The 20,265-nt window shown below is 51.5% G+C and carries 24 protein-coding genes; 5 read left to right on the top strand and 19 right to left on the bottom strand.

The window, feature by feature from the left end; translation table 11 throughout:
* Positions 1-27 precede the first annotated feature (27 nt).
* From QT230_RS15080 to QT230_RS15060, 5 genes are all read left to right on the top strand, one after another.
* The gene (locus tag QT230_RS15080) at positions 28-930 is read left to right on the top strand and encodes a LysR family transcriptional regulator (RefSeq protein ID WP_308322802.1); all 903 of its coding nucleotides are present in this window, start codon (positions 28-30) and stop codon (positions 928-930) included.
* A gap of 218 nt (positions 931-1,148) precedes the next feature.
* Positions 1,149-3,572, top strand: coding sequence for a poly-beta-1,6 N-acetyl-D-glucosamine export porin PgaA (gene pgaA / locus QT230_RS15075; protein WP_308322801.1), 2,424 nt, complete (start codon positions 1,149-1,151; stop codon positions 3,570-3,572).
* Positions 3,569-5,530 carry a poly-beta-1,6-N-acetyl-D-glucosamine N-deacetylase PgaB gene (gene pgaB, locus QT230_RS15070; protein WP_308322800.1) on the top strand — a complete coding sequence of 654 codons (1,962 nt, stop codon included), beginning with the start codon at positions 3,569-3,571 and terminating at the stop codon, positions 5,528-5,530. Before pgaA ends, pgaB begins: the two co-directional genes overlap by 4 nt.
* The gene (gene pgaC, locus QT230_RS15065; RefSeq protein ID WP_308322799.1) at positions 5,527-6,777 is read left to right on the top strand and encodes a poly-beta-1,6-N-acetyl-D-glucosamine synthase; all 1,251 of its coding nucleotides are present in this window, start codon (positions 5,527-5,529) and stop codon (positions 6,775-6,777) included. The genes pgaB and pgaC overlap by 4 nt, the downstream gene beginning before the upstream one ends.
* Positions 6,767-7,189, top strand: coding sequence for a hypothetical protein (locus tag QT230_RS15060; RefSeq protein ID WP_308322797.1), 423 nt, complete (start codon positions 6,767-6,769; stop codon positions 7,187-7,189). Before pgaC ends, QT230_RS15060 begins: the two co-directional genes overlap by 11 nt.
* 78 nt (positions 7,190-7,267) lie before the next feature.
* Here QT230_RS15060 and QT230_RS15055 read toward each other — a convergent pair whose 3' ends face one another.
* From QT230_RS15055 to QT230_RS14965, 19 genes are all read right to left on the bottom strand, one after another.
* Positions 7,268-7,642, bottom strand: coding sequence for a hypothetical protein (locus QT230_RS15055; RefSeq protein ID WP_308322796.1), 375 nt, complete (start codon positions 7,640-7,642; stop codon positions 7,268-7,270).
* 16 nt (positions 7,643-7,658) lie between these two features.
* The gene (locus QT230_RS15050) at positions 7,659-8,189 is read right to left on the bottom strand and encodes a macro domain-containing protein (RefSeq protein WP_308322795.1); all 531 of its coding nucleotides are present in this window, start codon (positions 8,187-8,189) and stop codon (positions 7,659-7,661) included.
* The gene (locus tag QT230_RS15045) at positions 8,128-8,457 is read right to left on the bottom strand and encodes a LysR substrate-binding domain-containing protein (RefSeq protein WP_308322794.1); all 330 of its coding nucleotides are present in this window, start codon (positions 8,455-8,457) and stop codon (positions 8,128-8,130) included. The genes QT230_RS15050 and QT230_RS15045 overlap by 62 nt, the downstream gene beginning before the upstream one ends.
* A 324-nt stretch (positions 8,458-8,781) precedes the next feature.
* The gene (locus tag QT230_RS15040) at positions 8,782-9,180 is read right to left on the bottom strand and encodes a DUF4019 domain-containing protein (RefSeq protein WP_308322793.1); all 399 of its coding nucleotides are present in this window, start codon (positions 9,178-9,180) and stop codon (positions 8,782-8,784) included.
* 39 nt (positions 9,181-9,219) lie between these two features.
* Positions 9,220-9,810, bottom strand: a complete 591-nt coding sequence (locus tag QT230_RS15035; protein ID WP_308322792.1) for a GNAT family N-acetyltransferase — start codon at positions 9,808-9,810, stop codon at positions 9,220-9,222.
* A 175-nt stretch (positions 9,811-9,985) separates the two neighbouring features.
* Positions 9,986-10,366: a VOC family protein gene (locus QT230_RS15030; RefSeq protein WP_308322791.1), complete on the bottom strand. Its 381-nt coding sequence runs from the start codon at positions 10,364-10,366 to the stop codon at positions 9,986-9,988.
* Positions 10,367-10,478: 112 nt separating this feature from the next.
* Positions 10,479-10,829, bottom strand: coding sequence for a VOC family protein (locus QT230_RS15025; protein WP_308322790.1), 351 nt, complete (start codon positions 10,827-10,829; stop codon positions 10,479-10,481).
* A 150-nt stretch (positions 10,830-10,979) separates the two neighbouring features.
* The gene (locus tag QT230_RS15020) at positions 10,980-11,828 is read right to left on the bottom strand and encodes a sulfurtransferase (protein ID WP_308322789.1); all 849 of its coding nucleotides are present in this window, start codon (positions 11,826-11,828) and stop codon (positions 10,980-10,982) included.
* A 290-nt stretch (positions 11,829-12,118) separates the two neighbouring features.
* Positions 12,119-12,298 carry an MFS transporter gene (locus QT230_RS15015; protein ID WP_308322788.1) on the bottom strand — a complete coding sequence of 60 codons (180 nt, stop codon included), beginning with the start codon at positions 12,296-12,298 and terminating at the stop codon, positions 12,119-12,121.
* Positions 12,295-13,134, bottom strand: coding sequence for a GNAT family N-acetyltransferase (locus tag QT230_RS15010; protein ID WP_308322787.1), 840 nt, complete (start codon positions 13,132-13,134; stop codon positions 12,295-12,297). The genes QT230_RS15015 and QT230_RS15010 overlap by 4 nt, the downstream gene beginning before the upstream one ends.
* A 239-nt stretch (positions 13,135-13,373) precedes the next feature.
* Positions 13,374-13,700, bottom strand: a complete 327-nt coding sequence (locus tag QT230_RS15005) for a hypothetical protein (RefSeq protein WP_308322785.1) — start codon at positions 13,698-13,700, stop codon at positions 13,374-13,376.
* Between the two features lie 125 nt (positions 13,701-13,825).
* The gene (locus tag QT230_RS15000) at positions 13,826-14,404 is read right to left on the bottom strand and encodes a dienelactone hydrolase family protein (protein WP_308322784.1); all 579 of its coding nucleotides are present in this window, start codon (positions 14,402-14,404) and stop codon (positions 13,826-13,828) included.
* 218 nt (positions 14,405-14,622) lie between these two features.
* On the bottom strand, positions 14,623-15,129 hold the full coding sequence (locus QT230_RS14995) for a DUF6151 family protein (RefSeq protein ID WP_308322783.1): 507 nt from the start codon (positions 15,127-15,129) through the stop codon (positions 14,623-14,625).
* Between the two features lie 90 nt (positions 15,130-15,219).
* A complete protein-coding gene (locus QT230_RS14990; protein WP_308322782.1) occupies positions 15,220-15,723 on the bottom strand; it encodes a GNAT family N-acetyltransferase in 504 nt (167 codons plus the stop codon).
* A gap of 87 nt (positions 15,724-15,810) precedes the next feature.
* Complete coding sequence (locus QT230_RS14985) at positions 15,811-16,083, bottom strand: antitoxin (protein WP_308322780.1); 273 nt, start codon at positions 16,081-16,083, stop codon at positions 15,811-15,813.
* Positions 16,084-16,479: 396 nt separating this feature from the next.
* Positions 16,480-17,229: an endonuclease NucS domain-containing protein gene (locus tag QT230_RS14980; RefSeq protein ID WP_308322779.1), complete on the bottom strand. Its 750-nt coding sequence runs from the start codon at positions 17,227-17,229 to the stop codon at positions 16,480-16,482.
* 99 nt (positions 17,230-17,328) lie between these two features.
* Positions 17,329-17,760: an acetyltransferase gene (locus QT230_RS14975; RefSeq protein ID WP_308322778.1), complete on the bottom strand. Its 432-nt coding sequence runs from the start codon at positions 17,758-17,760 to the stop codon at positions 17,329-17,331.
* An 84-nt stretch (positions 17,761-17,844) separates the two neighbouring features.
* Positions 17,845-18,468 carry a Type 1 glutamine amidotransferase-like domain-containing protein gene (locus QT230_RS14970; protein ID WP_308322777.1) on the bottom strand — a complete coding sequence of 208 codons (624 nt, stop codon included), beginning with the start codon at positions 18,466-18,468 and terminating at the stop codon, positions 17,845-17,847.
* Between the two features lie 222 nt (positions 18,469-18,690).
* Positions 18,691-20,265 carry a transposase gene (locus QT230_RS14965; RefSeq protein ID WP_308322776.1) on the bottom strand — a complete coding sequence of 525 codons (1,575 nt, stop codon included), beginning with the start codon at positions 20,263-20,265 and terminating at the stop codon, positions 18,691-18,693.

The following is a 20,265-nucleotide window of genomic DNA, read 5'->3' as shown; positions in this document are numbered from 1 at the left end:
CTGGAATACATGTATAGGATCTCTTTAATGGATACGCAAAGCCTTCAAGCTTTCATGGCCGTGGCCGATACGCAAAGCTTCTCCCGCGCCGCCGAGCAGCTTCACCTTACCCAACCGGCGGTCAGCAAACGCATTGCCACGCTGGAATCCCAGGTGGGTACACGCCTGTTTGACCGCGTAGGGCGGCGTATTGCGCTAACCGAGGCCGGAAGCGTGCTGCTGCCCCAAGCACGGCGAATTCTAATGACCGTTGAAGATAGCCGCCGTGCCCTGGCTAACCTCTCGGGTCATGTAGGCGGACGTCTCACATTGGCCACTAGCCACCATATTGGCCTGCACCGTTTACCACCGCTGTTAAAGCAGTACACCCAGCGCCATCCGGAAGTTGAGCTGGACCTGCACTTTTTGGATTCCGAGCAGGCTTACCAAGGCGTGTTGGATGGCACACTGGAAATGGCCGTGGTAACGCTAGCCCCCCACCCACATGAGCAACTGCACGTTGTGGAACTGTGGCGTGACCGGCTCTGTTTTGCCTGCGCGATTGACCATCCGCTCGCCGTCCAAGCTCAGGCTCATTCACAGGAACACCGCAAAGCGTTATCGCTGACAAGTCTGTGCGAACATAACTGCGTCATGCCTGGGGCAAAAACCTTTACCGGCTCGCTAATTGCCCAGCGCTTTAGCCAAGCCGGCTTGCAACTGCATGTCAGTATGGCGACTAACTATTTGGAAACACTAAAAATGATGTGCAGCGTAGGGCTAGGTTGGAGCCTGCTGCCCGAGAAGATGATCGACAGCGAACTGATAGAGCTGAACGTGAATACCGCACCGATTTACCGCCCGCTAGGCTATTTAGTGCATACCAATAGGACACTCTCTAACGCGGCGCGTCGAATGATTGAAGAACTGGAGGCAAACAGGAAAACATGACATTACAAAATGGCTAGAGAGCTCATCATTGGTAGCTCTGCCTTAACGAGTAATAATTTCATTACGCCAATATTAATTTTATCACTCGTTATCATGATAATAATAATCTTCAGATTCATGTTTTAGCGCAGCTTTTACTTTAAGATACTCCCATATACTATCGAGATACATTTTATTACATAGCTGTCATCACGCTCTCCCAGGGTAGGAATATCATCATGCAAAGCCGTCACTGCTCCCTACTGCCGATATGCCTGCTCGCTTGTCTGACGTCAGGCGTTGCGTATGGACAAACCACAGACGCACAACGTGAAGCGCTGGTCATACAGGCACGCCAGGGAGCACTAGACTCATCCATCGATGGCTTAAAGACTCTCTATCATCAAACGCGCGATGGTCGTGTTCGCGCAGATCTGGTGGCACTGCTGGTACGTGCAGCACGCCATGAGGAAGCGCTGGCAGTATGCGACTGGTGCCAAACGGAAAATTACAGTGACTCTGAGCTAGCCAACTTGGCAGGTGCGGCGCGTAATGCGGGTGAATACGACCAGGCGCTGGAGATGTTCCGAACGCTTACCTACCGTAACCCATCGAATGCTCAAGGGTGGCTTGGCCAAAGCTTAGTACATACTGACATGGGTAACTACACCCTGGCGGAGATTTCTCTTCAGCAATATAACCAAGTAGCTGGCTCTACCACCGCAGGCCTTGAAGCAAGGGGTTACTTGGCTTCACGTACCGCTAATGCCGTTCAAGAGTTGGATGCCCGGCAGTCGCTTGTAAGGCGAGACCCCAGCAATACAGGAGAATTGCAAGCGGTCTACCGGTTAGCCGTGGGATTAGGTGCCAGTCCTCCGGCACGCCGCATTATGCAAGCTAACCCCGAGGTGTTCTCGGCGAGTGATCGTTTGTGGCTTAGCTACTACGAAGGGGTAACTGATATTCGTCTGGGTGTTCATACTGACCAGCCCAGCCGAGTGCGCAGTGGCTTAGAGCAGCTAAATAGCGTACTGCGCAACGGCGGTGCACCTCAGGACCTCATTACCATTGCTGAGTACGACAAAGTAGTCGCGCTCGCTGAATTACGGCGATTCTCAGAAGCAGAAGCGCTTGCCGTAAGGCTTGAAAACCAGCATGGCCAGTTGCCAAGCTATGTAGAGCGCGCCAGAGCGCATGCGCTCAACGGCATGGGCCGCCCAAAAGAAGCCATCACGCTCTACGAAAACTTGATCCGGCAATCCCCTGCCCAGGCAACAAATCCTGACGACCCTCTTAACGAAGGACTGTTTTACAGCTATGCCGACGCCCAGCGCTTTCGCGATGCGGACAAGCTACTGAAAGAGTGGATAGCGAGTGAGCCTGAGCAGCGCCTGGACTTCACCCAAACCGTACGCATCGAGAACCCCAATTATCAGAAAGCATTGATGCTCAACGTGCTATTGGATGCATGGCGTGGGCGCACTGACGACGCCAGCGAACGCCTGGAAATGTATCAAAACCAAGCTCCGGGTGATCCTTACCTGTGGCTGTTAAAGGGCGATATTGAACGCGACAGGGGCTGGCCGCGAAAAGCCGAAGCATCTTTTCAGCAAGCCGCTCCACTGCTACCCCCAGATCGTCAGGAAGCCTCCCATCACGGCGTGTTGCTTTCGCGGTTACAGCGCGGCCAATGGAGAGGCACCACAACCGAAATCGCCAGAGAAATAGCCGAAGCCCGGCCAAGCGCATCGCGGGACGATATGGCTCGCGAATGGCGCGAACTGCGCGCCCCTCAACTGAGCAGCTCGTTTGAGCGTAGCAGAGGTCAAGGCAGTGGCACCCAGGCCTCACGCGAGTGGACCTACGAAGTGCTATTCGAAGGGCCACGCAACGACAGCGGCTCCCGCCCCTTTGCTCAGCGCATTGGCCAGTTCGGCGAGTTTGAAGATGAAAACCTTTACGCCTCTTACAACATTGCGGGCTACGAGTGGAATCTGCACCCGGCCACGGTCACCCTGGCGGCGGGCCATGGGTCACAGCTTAACGAAGACTTTCTCGCGTTGGCCGAACTGCAGTACGCCCCTACCGATCACATCACCACCACGCTGGGCGTAGAGCTAAACACCACTGACACCCCGCTACGGGCGCTGCGCGATGGCATTCATGCCGACCGCTACCGAGGAGAACTCGCCTATCGTCACGATGAGCGAGGCGCCGGAGCTATCGGTGTAATGGCCACCGATTTTGAAGATAGCAACCTGCGCCAATCCGTGTACGGCTACTGGGATCAAACGCTCTATCACCTGGATCGCTGGCAAGTTAATGGTGAGATACAGGCCTCCGCGTCTCGCAACGACGAGGTAGAAGCCAGGTATTTCAACCCGCGCCGCGATGCCAGTCTGGCCGGTGTGCTCACAATTAACTACGAAACCCCCATCGATTATCGCCAATCCTTTATTCAGTCGTTTTCAATCGGCTCAGGCCGCTACTGGCAAGAGGATTTCGATAGCGAGAACACTTGGTCGATTGGCTATCAACATAGTTGGGAGCTAGCCCCCACGGTCAACTTTGAATACGGCATTAGCCGCGAAAGGGCCGTCTACGACGGTGTTCCTGAATACGACAACGTTATTTCAGCCGGCTTTGTATGGAGATTCCTATGACACTCTGGCGCGTCATTGTAATGAGCGCGGCCTTGCTGGTGGTGGTCAATATTCAGCAGGCCCAAGCCGCACGCTCACCGGGTGATTACGTGGTTATCAGCTACCACGATATCGTGGACTCCAGCGTCACCCCTGATCTGGATATCTACTCGCAGACCATCACACGCGGCCGATTAGTTGAACACTTCAATATGCTAGAAGTAGGCGGTTACCAGCCGGTGAGTTTACAGCAGATCATCGATGCCAAAGCGGGCGGCACACCACTGCCCGAAAAAGCCGTGTTGCTAACGTTCGATGACGGCTACCGCAGCTTTTACGATATCGTCTTTCCGCTCCTCAAACTTTACAACTTCCCCGCCGTTCAAGCGGTGGTCGGCAGTTGGCTGGACGTGCCCGCTGGCGGCCAGGTGCCCTATGGTAGCATCACCCTGCCCCGCGAACGTTTTCTCTCATGGGAGCAAGTCAGGGCGCTTGATGAATCACCGCTGGTGGAAATCGCCTCCCACTCCTACGACCTGCATAAAGGTGTGGTCGGTAATCCAATGGGCAATGAGCAGGCGGCGGCGGTGACCAGCATTTGGAACGCGCGCAGCGGCTATGAAAGCGAAGCGGCTTACATTGAGCGCATTCGCGGCGACATGGCGCGCACCCAGCAGCGTTTTCAAGAGCAGGTCGGCCGCAGCCCCCGCATCATGGTGTGGCCTTACGGTGCCTATAGCCAGGCAACGCTTAATATGGCCGCGGAATACGGCATGGAGTACACCTTCAGCCTGTTGGGCGCACCCAATCAGTTGAGCGATTCAATGAACACCATGAACCGCTACCTGATTGACCAGGAAACCAGCCTACAAACCATCGAAGAAATACTCTCCAATCGGCTGTGGGAAAATGAGTCGCTGCGTATTGTGCATGTTGATCTCGATTACGTGTATGACCCGGACCCTATTCAGCAAGAACACAATCTCGACAAGCTGATAGATCGCATCTACCGCTACGGCGTTAGCACCGTTTATCTCCAAGCCTACGCCGACCCTGATGGTGACGGCGTTGCCGACGAGCTCTACTTCCCCAACCGCCACCTGCCGGTAAGAGCCGACCTTTTCAACCGCGTTGCCTGGCAGTTAAAGAAGCGCGCCAATGTGAAGGTCTACGCGTGGATGCCGGTGCTATCGTTTGACCTGGGGTCGGGCTATCAATACGTCACTGATGCACGAACAGGCAGTGAGTCGCCCGATCAATACCGTCGACTCTCCCCTTTTGTGCAGGAGAACCGCGATACGATTCGCGAAATTTACCTAGATCTCGGCCGGATGACGAAGTACGACGGCCTACTGTTTCATGATGACGCTTTCTTTACTGATTTCGAAGATGCCAATCCAGAAGCGCTGGCCGCCTATCAGGAGGTTTCATTACCCAGCGATATCAACGCGATACGCAACAACGATAGCTTAATGAACACGTGGACTCGTTTCAGGACGGAGTACCTGACCGACTTCACCCTAGAGCTTGAGGAGGCCGCTAACTACTACCGTCAGGCAGACAACAAAGTATTTACCACGTCTCGCAACCTTTATGCCGTCACAGTAATGGAGCCACGCAGCCAGCGCTGGTTTGCTCAAGACATGCAAAACTTCGCCTCGGGCTACGACTTCGTTGCGGTTATGGCCATGCCCTATATGGAAGAAGCCGAGAACCCCGATGAGTGGCTACGATCACTCGCCCAACGCTCACTAGCCCAGGTAAGTGCAGATCAATTGGTGTTTGAGCTGCAGGCCCAAGACTGGCGCACCCAGACCTCCATTCCCAGCGAAGAGATGGCCCAGTGGGTACGCATACTGCGCGAAGAGGGCATTAAACACATAGGCTACTACCCTGACGATTTTCATCAAAATCATCCTGATATCAATGTGATGAGGCCGGTTTTCTCTATCGGACGTCGGTTTAGGGCCATCCAATGAACATACTCGACACCCTAGCTATCTTTACTCTGGGCTACCCCAGCCTAATGGCGACGATATGGATCTGTGGTGGTATCTACTTTTACGTTCACTGGGAGCGCAAGCAGCTCTGGCCCGAGACATTCGTGTGGGACGAAAGCGCTCCCAAAGTAACGGTGCTGCTGCCCTGCTATAACGAAGGCTTAAATGTCGATGAGACGATCCATCATCTGTTTAAACAGAACTACCCATTCATGAACGTTATCGCCATTAACGATGGCAGCAAAGACGATACCGCCAGCCGACTTGCAGCGCTGGCGCTTATTTACCCTGCGCTGACCGTGCTGAACCAGCCCAACCAGGGCAAAGCCAGCGCCATGAACAGTGGCCTAAGCAAAGCCACGGGCGACATCATTGTAGGCATTGATGGCGATGCAATACTCGACTATGACGCTATCGGTTATATGGTTAGCCACTTCATCAGTAGCCCAAAGGTTAGTGGCGTGACCGGCAACCCGCGGGTAAGAACGCGCTCGACCGCCATTGGTAAGATTCAGACTGGCGAGTTCTCGGCCATCATCGGGCTAATCAAGCGCGCCCAGCGCATCTACGGCATGGTATTCACCATTTCCGGAGTGATCTGCGCGTTTCAGCGCAAAGCACTGGAAGAGATCGGTGGCTGGAACACCGACATGATTACCGAGGATATCGATGTCAGTTGGCGGCTACAGCTGGCAGGCGGACATGTACGCTATGAGCCCAGAGCGATGTGCTGGGTATTAATGCCGGAGACCCTGCGCGGCCTTTTCAAGCAGCGGCTGCGCTGGGCACAAGGCGGCGGTGAGGTGTTTTTACGCTACTTCTCGCAAACGATTCGTTGGAAAAACCGCCGCTTCTGGCTCTTAATGCTGGAGTACATTTTCAGTGTGCTTTGGTGCTACTCGGTCATCGCCCTACTACTCGCTTGGCTGGTTTCTCAGTTCCTTACACCCATGGAGTGGGGCATAACGGGCAGGCTGTTCTCCTACTTTGGCAGCCTGTTGATCGCCATCAGCTTTATTCAATTTACCGTCAGTTTCTATATCGACAGCCGCTACGACAAAGAGATATTCCGCTGTGTGTATTGGAGTATTTGGTACCCATTCGCCTATTGGTTTCTCAATATGGCCACTGTCGTCATCGCCTTCCCCAAAGCCATACTGCGGCAAAAAGGAAGACCCGCCACCTGGTCCAGTCCTGATCGAGGGGAACAATTCAATGAGCAATAAACTGGTGCCCGTCATCATCGACAACCCAAGCCATAAAAGCTGGGGTTACCGAACCCGCGATATCCTCATCACTCTTGCCACACTGGTACTGTGGCTACTGGTCATGTCGAGGCTATATATGTTTTTTATTGCGGAGGAGGCCGTCCTCGAGAAGCTCTATTCGTCCGTGATGATTAAAGTGGTGCTGGTCGGCTTTGTCGTCACCTTCCTGATGTTCCACTTTTGGGCGGTCTACAACCGATTCCTATACACCAGCCACCTCAAACGCCAGATGCTCCACGACCAGCAGCCAACGCATTCAGTAGATTATAAAGTCAATAATGAAATAGAGAGCACGATGGAAAGCCAAATAGAAAGAGCACAAATGCACGAGCACCAAAGAGCCGGAAAGCCCAGCCAAGCCGCCAATTAACAACCTGCTCAAGACCTCCATTCAGGCCGATAAGAGGCCTGAATTCTTCGCTTTAACGGCATTAAATTTGAGCTAGATCTATCTTGGATCAGTATCATGAATCACCACTTTGGGAGCTGGGGCGACACCCATTTTGTAAACGTTCCACTGGCGATCCGTGGGCGGCAACTCATCTTCGCAGGTAATTTCGTAAGCTAGATGCCCGTCCAAGCGGCAGATACGCCAAGATTTAAAGCCAATTGAATAGGAAATGGCGGGACTTCTTGCCGCCTTACCGTCAGCCCGATCCCAGGCCATTCGACCATTCCAATAACCGCGTTGAGACATAACGCCTGCATCAGATTGGGTCGGCGGCGCTTCTGACGGTACATAAAGTCCATCTACTTCAGGTAGGCCTGAGCCAGAAACTTCGATAAATAAAGTATTAGGCTGGAGCTGTTCAGCGTCGGTCATATTGACTCCTATTTGATTAACGATTGAAGCGGGTGAAGGCCTGCTGGAGAGTATGCAGCGCCGCTTCGTTGAATAGTACAAAGCGGATCAAGCGCACTTTCTTCAAGGTAGGTAGCACGGTTTCGAGAGTAGCCGCACACACTTGAGCGGCCTCTTCCGCTGGGTAGCCGAAAGCACCGGTGGAGAGCGCCGGAAAAGCCAGCCGCTCGATGCCATGCTCATCGGCCAGTTTTAGAGCATTGTGATAGCAGTCCGCCAGCAGTTGATCCGATGGCTCGTCGATGCCATATACTGGGCCTAGGCAGTGGATTACCCAACGGTTAGGCAAGTTATGACCACCGGTAAGTACCGCTTGACCCGGCTTGATCGGCGCCATTGGCCGCCCCTCATTCGCTAGCCCAGGCCCCGCAGCGCGATGAAGTGCTCCAGCAACGCCGCCGCCGATCCTCAATTGCGCATTGGCAGCATTGACCACGGCGTCTACATCAGGCTGTTGGGCAATATCGCCCACCACACACTGTACGCTGATGCTGTTGTTGTCGCTCATTAGTTCCTCCATCGATAAACACCCATCCCAAATCAGCGGTTTTCGGCGAAATTACCACCCCGTCTGAAGAGGGGGGGGAGTAAAGAATAAAGTTATACGCTTCCAGATGCTCCGGGGATGCTGGTGTACCATGCTCAGCCAAATACTCAGGGCTAGCCGCCAGCACTCTGTCGTTGTATCCAAGTCTTTTTGCGATCAGGTCGGCATCAGGCAATTCACCGATTCGCACAGCAACATCCAGGCTGGAACGTTTGGGTAGGGGTGACACAAGCTGGCTATACGTTTATGGCGGAGTTACCGATTTTCTTGTTGACCTATCTACTTCCTCTCGCGGCTGCGGTCGCAATAAAGCGCAAAACCTCACTATAAACCGATACTTTTGTAACGGGGAGATTACCGTCTCTCGAACGCCTAACGTAAAACACTGGCTTGCCTGTGATTATTAGACATCGCCGATAGCCCATTACGTCAGGTCCTGATAAGGGTTATAGGCTACTTCCCTGTAATACCCCTTCGGATCCTGAAAATAACCAGAATAGCCGCCCCAGAAAACTTCCACTGCCGGTTTGATAAGCTGGTGCGTGAAGCTTTCTTACTGAACAAAATACCCAACAGGACGCCATTCTTCATCTTCCTGTCTCAAGGTAACAGTCTCTGTCGCATTGCTCTCATTTTCAAAATTTGAAGCATAAGTAATGACAATATACTCCCCATCAGGAGCACCAGGTAAGGAACTAGCGGAGCTTGAGCTGCTCACTTCTCTAGATTTTATGTCACCTAAAGGTTGGCGCACCTGCACTAAAGCTTGCACCCACTGAGAAGCTGACAACTGATCCTGAAACAGTGAGCCCGTCAAATTCCAACTTTCTTCATATTCGCCAGAATCAATCACTTCCAGCCATTGAACAGCAGACTCTATTTCAGCATCACTAGCCGCTAAAAGTGGCTGTGAAAAGATGAGGAAGCAAACTAAACAAAAGACTTTTTTCATGAGATTAATCCTCAGCACAATTAATACATAACATCGAAATTACACGCTTGTCGCATGCATTTCCTGGTTATGCTGTTTGGGTGAACAGTCACTTACCAGCCTGCCAAATAACGCGGAATCGGAGACAATTCCATTAATTTCCCATCGCTGTCTCAACAATCCCTCTTGAGTAAAGCCGAGTTTCACTAATGCTTTTGCCGAGGACTGATTGTCTGGATCGATTTCAGCTTCAATACGACGAAGCCCCAACGAATTGAACCCATACTGAATCAATGCCTCCCCTGCCTCGGCGATAAAACCTTTTCCCCAACAAGCACGGCCCAGCCCAAAACCGATCTCCGCACGTTTGGACTCCTTGACGAAACTAAACAGCATACATTTACCAGCCATCTCGCCTGTCGATTTTATATACACACCGAGTACAAGTGATTCTTGAAGCCCCATCGATTCGTTACTCTCATTGATGAAATCAAGAGAGTCCTGAATGGTGACCCAAGGTGCAGTATTCCAGTATCGCATGACTTCTGGATCAGAGAATATTTTCAGCAGGCTCTCCGAATCACTAATCACTAAAGGCCTCAGTGATAATCGCTCGGTTTCAATAACCGGGGAAAATAACGCTTGTGACATTCATTCCTCCATTTGACATGCATAACAACTCAGTTAAGCCGACGCTGCAAGCGCAACATCCGCTGAAACTGATTGATGTGCATTAAAGCCAGGCCAGCCGTAACTGCTAGTAATCTCTTTCGGGCGGGAAACATTATGCTCATGCAGGGTTTTCATCCGGGGGGGCATGGCTTGGTTATAAGTTCCCTGATGGCTCAATGTCTTCACCGAACATGATTCGATGCCCCTCTGGTGTTGCTACACCAAACTCACGTAAGCCCCAAGGTTTATCCGATATTGCCTGGAAAATCTCGGTACCGCGTTGCTGATAGTCACGGTAAAGGTCGTCAATGCCCACGCAGTTCACATACGCGAAGTACGAATGGTCATGTGTATCACGGGCCGAAAGTTCATCCGGACAATGCCCCAACATGATATGAAAACTGCCGAGATTCAAGAACGACCAGCCGTCCACACGGAACCGGACGGAAAACCCTAGCTTGTTGATAAAGTAGCCTTCGGTCTCCTCAAGATCCTTGACCGCCAAAACATGCTGAGTGGCTTTGATTTCAAACACAGATGACTTCCTTCACAAGTGAAGATACCACAAAGCGCACCGGCGGCCTTGACGAAGCGAAGCGGCGACATGGGTATCCGAGTGGCGCGGATTGTTAGAGCATGCTCGATGACTACTCATGCTGTAAGACATTGATAAATTTGCCGAAAGGGTCACGGATGTAGAACCGACGGACACCCCAAGGCTCAGTTACTGGCCCGTACTCAATCTTTATGCTTTCGTTCTTCACACGCTCCAAGGCGGTCTCCAAACTGTCAACTTCTATAGACAGATCAGGAACAGGCGTACCAGACCCGCCTTCCGAGGCCACACTTATCTGCGTAGTCATTTCCTCACCTGAGCTATAGGTCCTTATCCACCCATGATCCATCACGACCTTTAAACCAAAAATAGCTGAATAAAACTGCTCTGCATCTGACGGATTGGCTGCCGCAATATTTGAGACTATGCGCTTGACCTTCATTTTATCCTCCCGCAGGTTGCGGATCGTCTAGCTCTAACGCCAGCCAGCTTGCGCGGCTACGGAATAGAGGCGAAGCCGCAATGGCGTAGACGTCGCCGTGTCGGTGACTGTTAGGAATTGCCAATTCCTCTTGTAGCGAGATGATGTCCGCTACGCCACCGGCAACGACTCACTGCTGCCCCAGTCGGCCCAGGAGCCGTCGTACAGCGACAACTGAGTATACCCGGCCAGCTCGGCCGCCAGTAGGATGATGCAAGCGGTGATGCCGGAACCACAGGAAAACACCAATTGATGCCCGTTGCTGTGCTCAAGGGAGGGAGCGAGTTGGGAAAACGTTGACGCCAGCTGGCTGGCTAGCTTGAACCGATAACCCTCCAGCACCTCTGTAAACGGCAGGTTGAGGGAGTGGGGGATGTGGCCGCCGCGCACACCAGGCCTGGGTTCTGGCGCTTGCGCCAGGAAACGTGCCTGTGATCGCGCATCGATGACCGTTACTCGCTCGTCCTCCAGATGCTGGAAAACGTAGGCAGAATCTCGAACCAGGGTGTGGTCGAGCTTGCCAACCACGCTGCCATGCTTGGCCGCATCTGCAACCGAAGCAGAATCGATGTCCCGCCCTTCGGCCAACCACTGCGGCAGGCCGCCATCCAGAACAAACACCTGTTTGAGGCCCATAGCCCGCAGAATCCACCAGGCGCGTGGTGCCGAGTAGATACCCTGATCGTCGTACACCACCACCAGGCTATCGGGCTCGATGCCCAATCTACGGGCCTCCGCCGTGAACTGCTCTTCCGTTGGGAAGGCGTGAGCTTGGGAAGCTTCGGTATCGCAAAGCATTCCTTCCAGGTCGATCCGGAAACTTCCCGGGATCAACATCGGATGGTCGTAAACGATCGGCTCCTTGCCAACGACATTGGCCATGCTAGCGTCGATCAGCACCAAATGTTCGTTATCCAGATTGTCCTGCAGCCAGTCGGTGGTCACAAGGGGGGAAGGCATGGCGTTCTCCGGTCTAGGTCAACATGCAACAGTACAGGATCGCGGACGGGCGAGACCAGCAAGTTGACGCGGACCGCGTAATTCGTGGCATGCTGATCGACGAACTGCAGAGCGCCGGGCGTGCCGACTGGATCGGATGCGGGAGCCGTATTCATATAACAAGCAGAAGGCGCAAAGGGTTAGAGCATAGTCAGACATCGTGTACGGAGTTAAGCTTTGATTGCCGATACATAAGCCCGGCGGTGACTATTGTTAATGCTGATATGGCTGCGAGCGATGTGAATCCGATACTATATTGGAACATTGATCCAGAACAGCCAGCGCCATGATGCGGCATCGAGAAGAAAACCACCCACTGCTGGCCCGATTGCCGGCCCTAGCGCAATGACCAAGCCAAGGGTTCCGAAAATTCGACCGAGTTGCCTCTTTTCGATCGTTGAGCCGATCACAGCAATAGTCATAATAGTCATATAGGCTTACCAGACGCGTGACTGGAAAAAAATGTAATCACGTGCCCTGCTGGCTCTTGAAGGGTGAAGACTTCATGATCTATGGTCGGGCGCGCTTCAATCGGTGAAGGATCAAGTCCCGCGGCCACAAACCGTTTGTGGGTTGTGCGAAGGTCATCAACCATCAGATCAAACGAGGCATTGCCTCCAACAACGCTGTCTTTGCGCATCATGATTAGGTGTGTTCCGCCGCGCATCTCGTAAACAGAAACATCAGAGCCATCGAAGATAGAGCGCATACCAACCATGCGCATGAATCGTGATGTTTCCTCCATGCGATCTGTCTCCAGAACGACGTGGACGATACTCACTCTTGGGCGTAGTCCATTCAGTTTTTTCTCATAACGCCACACTTCGAGTGTAAATGGCCCATCCGGGGTTGGTAGCTCACTAAGCATCTTTCCAGCGCATTCCCAACCATTCTTCTCGTAAAACTTGGCGGCACGCTCGTTACCTATCCCGCACGCCAGCCAAGCAGTCTGGAACCCAAGCGCGCCAATGCGTTCCTCTGCATCTTCCAAAAGAGCCACAGCCAATCCAGAGCCGCGCGACTCCGTCGCTACATAGAGTTGGTAGAGCTCGTCGTCTTTTGTCATGCTGAAGCCAAGAGGTTGACCATCTGGCCCTGAAACTCGCACGTCTGGAAGCGCTGAACGGAGTCTGTCCTTAAAGCTTTCAAGGGTCCGATATCGGGCAAGCTCTGGCGGCAGAATCTTGGAGTGAGCATCCTGCCAGCCGTCGTACCAGATTTTCGCCAGTTGATCGACCTCTAGTTCCTTAGGGGTTCTTACATTCATTTCGTCACCTCCGATTGTATCGTCGGCATGGGGAGCGGCTTAACGCCGAAGCACAGCGAGTGGCGACTAAGGAGCCATGTAAAGGGCGTTCGGCGTCCACCGCGAACGGCTGCGCCTTGTTAAGCAGCGGTCATTAATCGCGCTCATACTTTATTTCGTTGTGCCTGACGCCCGTAATAAACGGCGCGAGGAACGAGCGTCCGGCGACCGCAGGGAGCGAATTTAATTTAGTTGTCTTGTTAGCTGCCTGAACGAGCCAAATAGGTTTTTGCACATTCACCTACGAAACGCCGGCCAGGATTAGTGCCAGCTATCCAATCCTCGACGGAAAAGAGATCAAACAGACCGACCTTAATAAGCGTTGGAACAGCGAGCTCAAGCTCTTTCTCCACTTGACCTCGCTCACCAGCGTTATAAAGATTAATGTTATGTAGCATAGTTGCAACGGTTCCTGTCTGAACCTTACTGCCATCCTTTAGATGAACTGAGGGTAGGACTTCCCCGTCACTGACTACTTTCTGATTTACAGTGGCCAACTGTTCCGTGTTTTCTACACTCTTTTTCATTAGTACTAATCCTCTTTCACGTTTCAAGCAGCTAACGCCTTGCTAATCAGAAAATTGGAAGCGCAGCGAGTAATTTTTCTGTGTGCAACAACGTGTTATCCGGGATCATATAGTGTGGCATAGAGTTAGCCGAGCTCATTGAGAAAGCCAAGTACGCGTTTGGTCAACAACGCAGCTGCTCCCTCGTCGTACGATGCTAGGCTGTTGTCTGCAAACAAGTGCTTCTCCCCCGGATAGAGGAAAAGTTCAACCTCCTCGGTTGTCTCGACTATGGCTTGGGCCGCGTTGAGGTCACCCTCATCCACGAATAGTTTGTCCCGATCCATCCCATGAATCTGCCCCCTGACGCCGTTGGGCCAAGCGGGACCGAACTCCGAATACGGAACGCATGAATGAAAAAACAGGGCACCAATCGCCCCAGCGCGAGTCTGTGCCAGCTTTTGTGCAGGCAGAACACCTATGGAAAACCCAGAGAAAACGAGCTCACGAGGCAAACCCTCTGCGGCCTTAATACCGCGCTCTATTATTGAGTCGAATCCGATTTCCTGTGCATAGGCAACACCCTTGTCTAAATCATCGAACACACGCCCCTCATACAGATCCGGAACATGAACAATGTGACCCGCGTGTCTCAGCCTATTGGCAAACTCACGGATCCCGGATGTCAGCCCTTGCGCGTGATGAAAAAGAAGTATCTGTGCCATGTAGATTCTGTTCCTGGGTTATTGCTCGACTACCTATCGGCATTGCAGGACTTCAACGATCTTCGTGAGGATAACGCCTGAATTAAGCCGAGCGCCTGGGCCACCGGTGACTACAAATCGATAGTTCATTTAATCCCTAAACGCCCGGCTAGACGGCGCGAGTTTGCGAGCGTCCGGCAGCCGAAGGGTGCAAACATAAGCCGATTGTTATACATGTATCATCGACCAATTAACATGGCGACTCTTGCAGCCATGAGCTTCCCTACAAACCTTAGCGGATATGTCTTGTAGCTAGGTACGTCGTTCAAAATGGTGTCATGATTGGGCTTGAACTTAGTTTGAATACGCACCTGGATTGGTGGTGCATCATCGCCGAATCTGGCCCGGTAGACAGAGAACCAATGCCCCTTCTGAAAATCGAGAAACAGCGCGGTGTTACAGCATGTCGCGACAACTCTTCTTGTGGGAGAGCCATCCTTGATCCGATGGTCGCGTAAGAGTTCACCACCTTTTAAAAACTCCATACGATCTTTTCGGAAGAGCAGAAGTTCAGTTCCGCCATCCGCGCACATAACAGGAGATGCGCTCGGCAGGGCTTCAATCTGGCGTGCGCCTTCCTGGCAGTCATCACAGTAACAGGCTACCCCCAAGATTGGATTACCGATCACGTAAAATTCGACACTTCCGCAGGCGCATTGAGCAATTGTTCTTTTCGTGTTTGGCATCATCGTTTCTATTCGCGTGGCGTATAACGCTCGCAACAACGACGGAGCGTAGCGACGTCCGGGCCCGTAGGTCCGTATTGCTTGCGATTGTTAAGGAGCATTGACCACGTAGCGTTGAACAACCTCCCCGCCATCGTTGATCTCAGATTCCAGCCTGCCACCATTAGCCTTGATCATTCTGGCCGATGGCTCATTGTGTTTGTGGCAATGAACATGGATCTCAAGAATTCCGTATTCAATAGCCTTCTCGATAGTGAGCGTCATTAGAACACTACCAAGCCCGTTTCCCCGGCTGGAAGGCCTTATACCGAGCCCAATATGGCCTCCCGCATGCCGTATTCTGTCATTTAGGTGGAGCCTGAGATTGGACACGCCCAGTATTTTACCGTCGTCGACCAGCCAGTAAGTCGATGCCGGAACAAAACCCTCCGGAAGATCAACTCCATTTTTGAAATTTTCTAGTTTCGCCAGCAGCCCTGAAAAATCAGTACAATCAAAGTCCAGAGGGAACGGGTAGCGCTCCTCATCACCCAGCTCCTGAATATATTCTCGGTAGCTGCTCTCATAATCTGGGCTCGGAAGTATTAACTGCACTCGAATATGCTCCTTAACGCCCGCCATCACCGGTGACAAGACCTCAGCGAAGCGGAGGGTCTGGCATCCGGTGCACGGCCTGGTTAGCTACCGATCCTCATGCAAGCGACCTTCCACATACTTGTGAAGGATGCTGGCAACCAGTGTTTGGTAAGGAATACCTTCGGCAAGAGCTCTCTTCTGGAGCCCCCGGAGATCCTTGGAAGAAAGCCTGATGTTGATACGGGCATCTTTCTTGAACATCGCCTTGGCGTATTGTTGGTGCCGCACTTTCCCATCTTCAATGTCTGACGCTCGCTGCAGCTCTCCTGCATCAAATGCGTCCAGAATTTCCTGCTCTTCTTTATCCAGTCTGCTCATTTTGGACCTCCTAAATAGGTTTTGGTCGCTTTCCGGCTCAGAATGATCGTTTTCAGAAAAACCTCATCCTCCGACTCCACGAAGGGGACCAAATAGGCATACCCCTCTATCTCAATCACGTGGATTTGCTGGCCCAGATACCGTTGCTGATTCGGATGCTCGAATGTGTCCAGAATACCCCCGATCGAGATATGCAAGACTACATCCTCGAAAGAGATATTCCGTTCCTCTTCGAGAAGCTTGTTCTTCTCTGAGTTCCATGTGATCGGTTTCATAATCCAAAGTTTAGCACATTGTGTGCTTTATGTACTCAGAAGCTAACGCAGAGCACACCGGTGGCCTTTGTGGAGCGAAACAGAGAAAAGAGCATCCGTGTGACGCGTATTGTTAAATTCTTCACTCAATTCGAGCCTCTCGCAGACTGACGGATAGCTCATATTCGAATAACTGAACGCCCTGCACCCCAGAGCAAGCGAGTAACAAATCCTCCGAAATATGCCGAGCCACGATAATACCTCGAACCGACTGCTCAGGTTCCGTCTGGTTTCTCTTGATCCAGGCCATGTACCGCAGCAACTGACCGACGACCCTGTCGTACCCTTTGGATACTTTTAGCTCTATGACAACGTAGTTGCCATCTGAATCCGTAGCCAGAATATCGATAAACCTTCCACCCACTGGGAATTCAAGGCCATTTATCCCTTCATCCTCAAACAGAGTGAGGCCTGATTCTATGAGGTGAAGGTTTCTTGCGAGATAATTCTGCAGGTCTTTTTCGTACGCAAATGCTGGGCTACCTTCCTCTGCTAGCTCCTGAACTTCTTCCTTTATGGCATGTTCGACATCATCCCCTGGATATATTGGCACCGGGTCATTCTGTGGTCGATAGAGGCGAAAATGTTTGGAGTCGACTTGAAAGAATAGATCATCCTCTCCTGGTTTGGCTCCGTAGTGCACCCGGCTTTTCGAGTTAACCGACATTCTAAGCAGGTGCGCAGCAATCGTTCCGTCTTTGATTTTTGGATAGTTTTCCCTGAACCAAGAACGGACTCGGTCACGCGAAATCACGGTATCCGGCTTCAAATCTATGTCACGCACCATGTCATGCATAAGGGCGCGGACGGGTTTGTCATAAAGTGATGCCATGAAACCCCTTAGAATTTAACGCCGCTAACACGCGCAGCTTTGTAGTGAAGGCAGAGCCGTAACGAAAAAGACGTTGTCTTGGCTGGCCTTGTTAAATTTTTATAACGCCATATGCAACAGCGGATAGGCTTTACCCTGCCCATCGACTGGGGAGCGCCCCGTCACTTTAAAACCAATATGCTGGTAAAAACCTAGCGCCTGCTCATTTTGTTCGTTTACATCGACTTTTGTCGCCCCCTGCTCTTTGAGAGCATGGGCCGCTAACATTGCACCAATGCCTTTTCCGCGAACACCAGGTGAAATAAACAACATTTCAATATTACCGTCATGCACGCCGCAGAATCCCTGTATTTCACCATTGCTGTTTTTAGCACACCTTAAATCAACAGCGTCAAAGTACTGCTTCAGAATTAACGGCTTTAATTCTTGCAGATAATCTTCAGCTAAAAAGCCGTGAGTTGCTCTGACCGATGCCTCCCAGATTTCTATCAGCTTAAGGTGATCTGCTTTTCCTACGACCTCAATATTCATCACTAAACCCAATTGAAAATTTAACGCTTTACTCACCTAAAAATGACGAGCGGCAGCGAGTTATTTTTCCGGTGCAGTAGCTTGTTAAGTTTCGACACCCCATACTTCAAATTTATTGCCATGTACGACAATTGCTTGAGTGTTGCTAATTGGGCAAAGATCCATTTTCCCTTCATAACTAGAGATGATGCTCTCAACTGACTCTTTGAATGGAAAGTTTGTATGATGAGGAACCGGACAAAAATCAATCATGCCTAATGATGAAAACGTACCTATGTTCGGCGCGGCAGTGAAATCATCCATGTCTTTTACATACTCAATATTGCATGAAAGCACAATGGAGCCGGCAGACTCTCCAATATAAATTTTTCCTGAACTGATTTGTTCTGATATGATTTTATCCGCGCCTGTTCTTTTCAGCTCTTGAAGCAGAAAGAAAGTGTTACCACCAGTAATATAAATGTAATCATTTTTTTGAATCGTACTTTCTATTTTTTCTTTTGTTGCCGTTGAAATTTCAAGCTCGTCAACAATTAGCCCGCATTTTTGAAGGGCCTTTTTGCCAGCATCCACATAAAACTTCACCTCTTCGACAAGGCTCGCCGTTGGTATGAATGTAACAGTTTTGCCTGCACATTTTTCCTCGGCGAACTTCACGAATAAATCTGCTACATCAACGAAAGATGAAGCTAAAAACATCTTTTTCATTAAACCTCCTTACTGCCCGAGTACTTCTCTAGGAACTTAACGAGGCTGTAGAAAAACCCGATTTCGAGCCACGTCTATCGCCTGTCGTCCTAATTTATTGACTCAGCCAGTCATCTGGCTGAGTCATCCTAATATTGGTATTCAGCCACTTGAGCGCCCAGCTAAAGCTAGTTGAAGACGGTGTTTTGCTGTCACAAAGCTACATGCCCCGCCCCAACCCCTTCATGACGCGGCCAAATGACCATAATTCGCTAACTTCTCAATATTGTGCACCATACAGTAGAGCTTCCACTGACCTTGCACCTTCTTCTTGCCCCGCAGGCTGAGGCGGCTAAGTCTCTTCGTCGTGCCAATGTTACCGAACACCGGTTCTACTACCGACATACGGTGGCTGTAAATTTCTTTGCCCTTGGGGCTATCGACTCGGTGCTTCATCCAGTCAGTGTAATTGGGTAAGCGCTTGTTCTCGATAATAAAAGATACTTGTCGGCCAGCGCCGTTGCGATGGTCGGCCGAGCTTGGGTTCTGCATGCATCGGTATTTTTTTGGGCAATGCCGACATTGCAGCAGACGCCCTTCAAAGTGTACCCGGATCTTGCCATTGTCCGTTTCTCGTTGCCCGCGATAGGACAGTTTTTCGCCAGTTGGGCAAATACACGTTAGCTCTACCGGATCAAACTGGAACGCGCTGGCGGGCGTCGTCTCTCGCCAGCCTTTATCTGGTAAGCTCTGGTGGCGCTTGCCGTATTTGTTTTTCTGGTCGGCGAATTTCGGATCTCGGCTGCGGAACTGGTTATCGGGGATGTAGCCATTGATCTGCTGTTCGTGCAGATACTTCATATTGGCTTCGTTGGCAAAGCCTGTATCTGCCGTGACGACGGTGCCTCTCTGGTAGATGTTTTCCGCAATCCCCAGTTTCTTAAAACGGGCTTCGACCGTTTCCAGTACGGGCTGTAAGGTGTGATGTTCCTGGCCTTCGCCAAAGGCCTGGGCATCAATGACGATCTTGTGTTTTTTATCCACCGTGGCTACACCGTTATAGCCTTGAATCGTGCCCTTGCTGGTGGTCATTTTGGCACTTTCGTTATCGGTCAGATTGCTCTTCACTTCCTTGATTCGCTTTCCCCGCCCCATCCTTGGGCTGTGCGTCTTTAGGAAACGATCCACTTTGTTCATGGCGGCATCTAGCGAGAGAATCGTCTTGGCCCGTCGGATATCCCGATCCAGATCGGCTTCCGTTTCGGCTTCATCACGCGCGTAGTGCTCCAGTAGGTGATGCCGAATCAGACCTCTCAATTTATCCCGTTTCTCGTCCAGTTCTTTGAACGTGCCAGACCACTCTTTGGAGGCATCGGAGGACATCTTACAGCCGTCAATCGCAAAGAGTTTGTTACCCAACAAGCCTTGTTCGTGGCACACCAGTAGCACTTGTTCGAACAGTGCTTCAATCTCATCAGCATGGCGACTAACGAAGCTTGCCAGTGTGGTGAAGTGGGGAACGGTATCGCAGGAAAGGGCTTTGAAAATAATATTGGTCTCACAGCTCCACTGCATTTCACGGCTGGAGGTGATGCCTTTTGAGTAAGCAAACAGAATGATCTTCAACAAGATAGCCGGATCATAGGCCAGCCGACCGGTCGCATCATTGCGGTACTTGGGATGGAAAACAGACAAGTCGAGTTTGTGCTCGATCAGGTAGTGCACAGCGTGTTCAAAGGTGCCTGGCTGGAGCTGATCCTGGTAGTTGATCACCACCATGGCGTTCTGATCGTAGTTATAAGCCTTGAAGCGCGGCAT

The sequence above is a fragment of the Halomonas sp. SpR8 genome, from assembly GCF_031010195.1.
Taxonomy (GTDB): domain Bacteria; phylum Pseudomonadota; class Gammaproteobacteria; order Pseudomonadales; family Halomonadaceae; genus Vreelandella.
The sequence above is the reverse complement of the archived record's forward strand: the minus strand, read 5'-3'. Positions and strand labels throughout refer to the sequence as shown.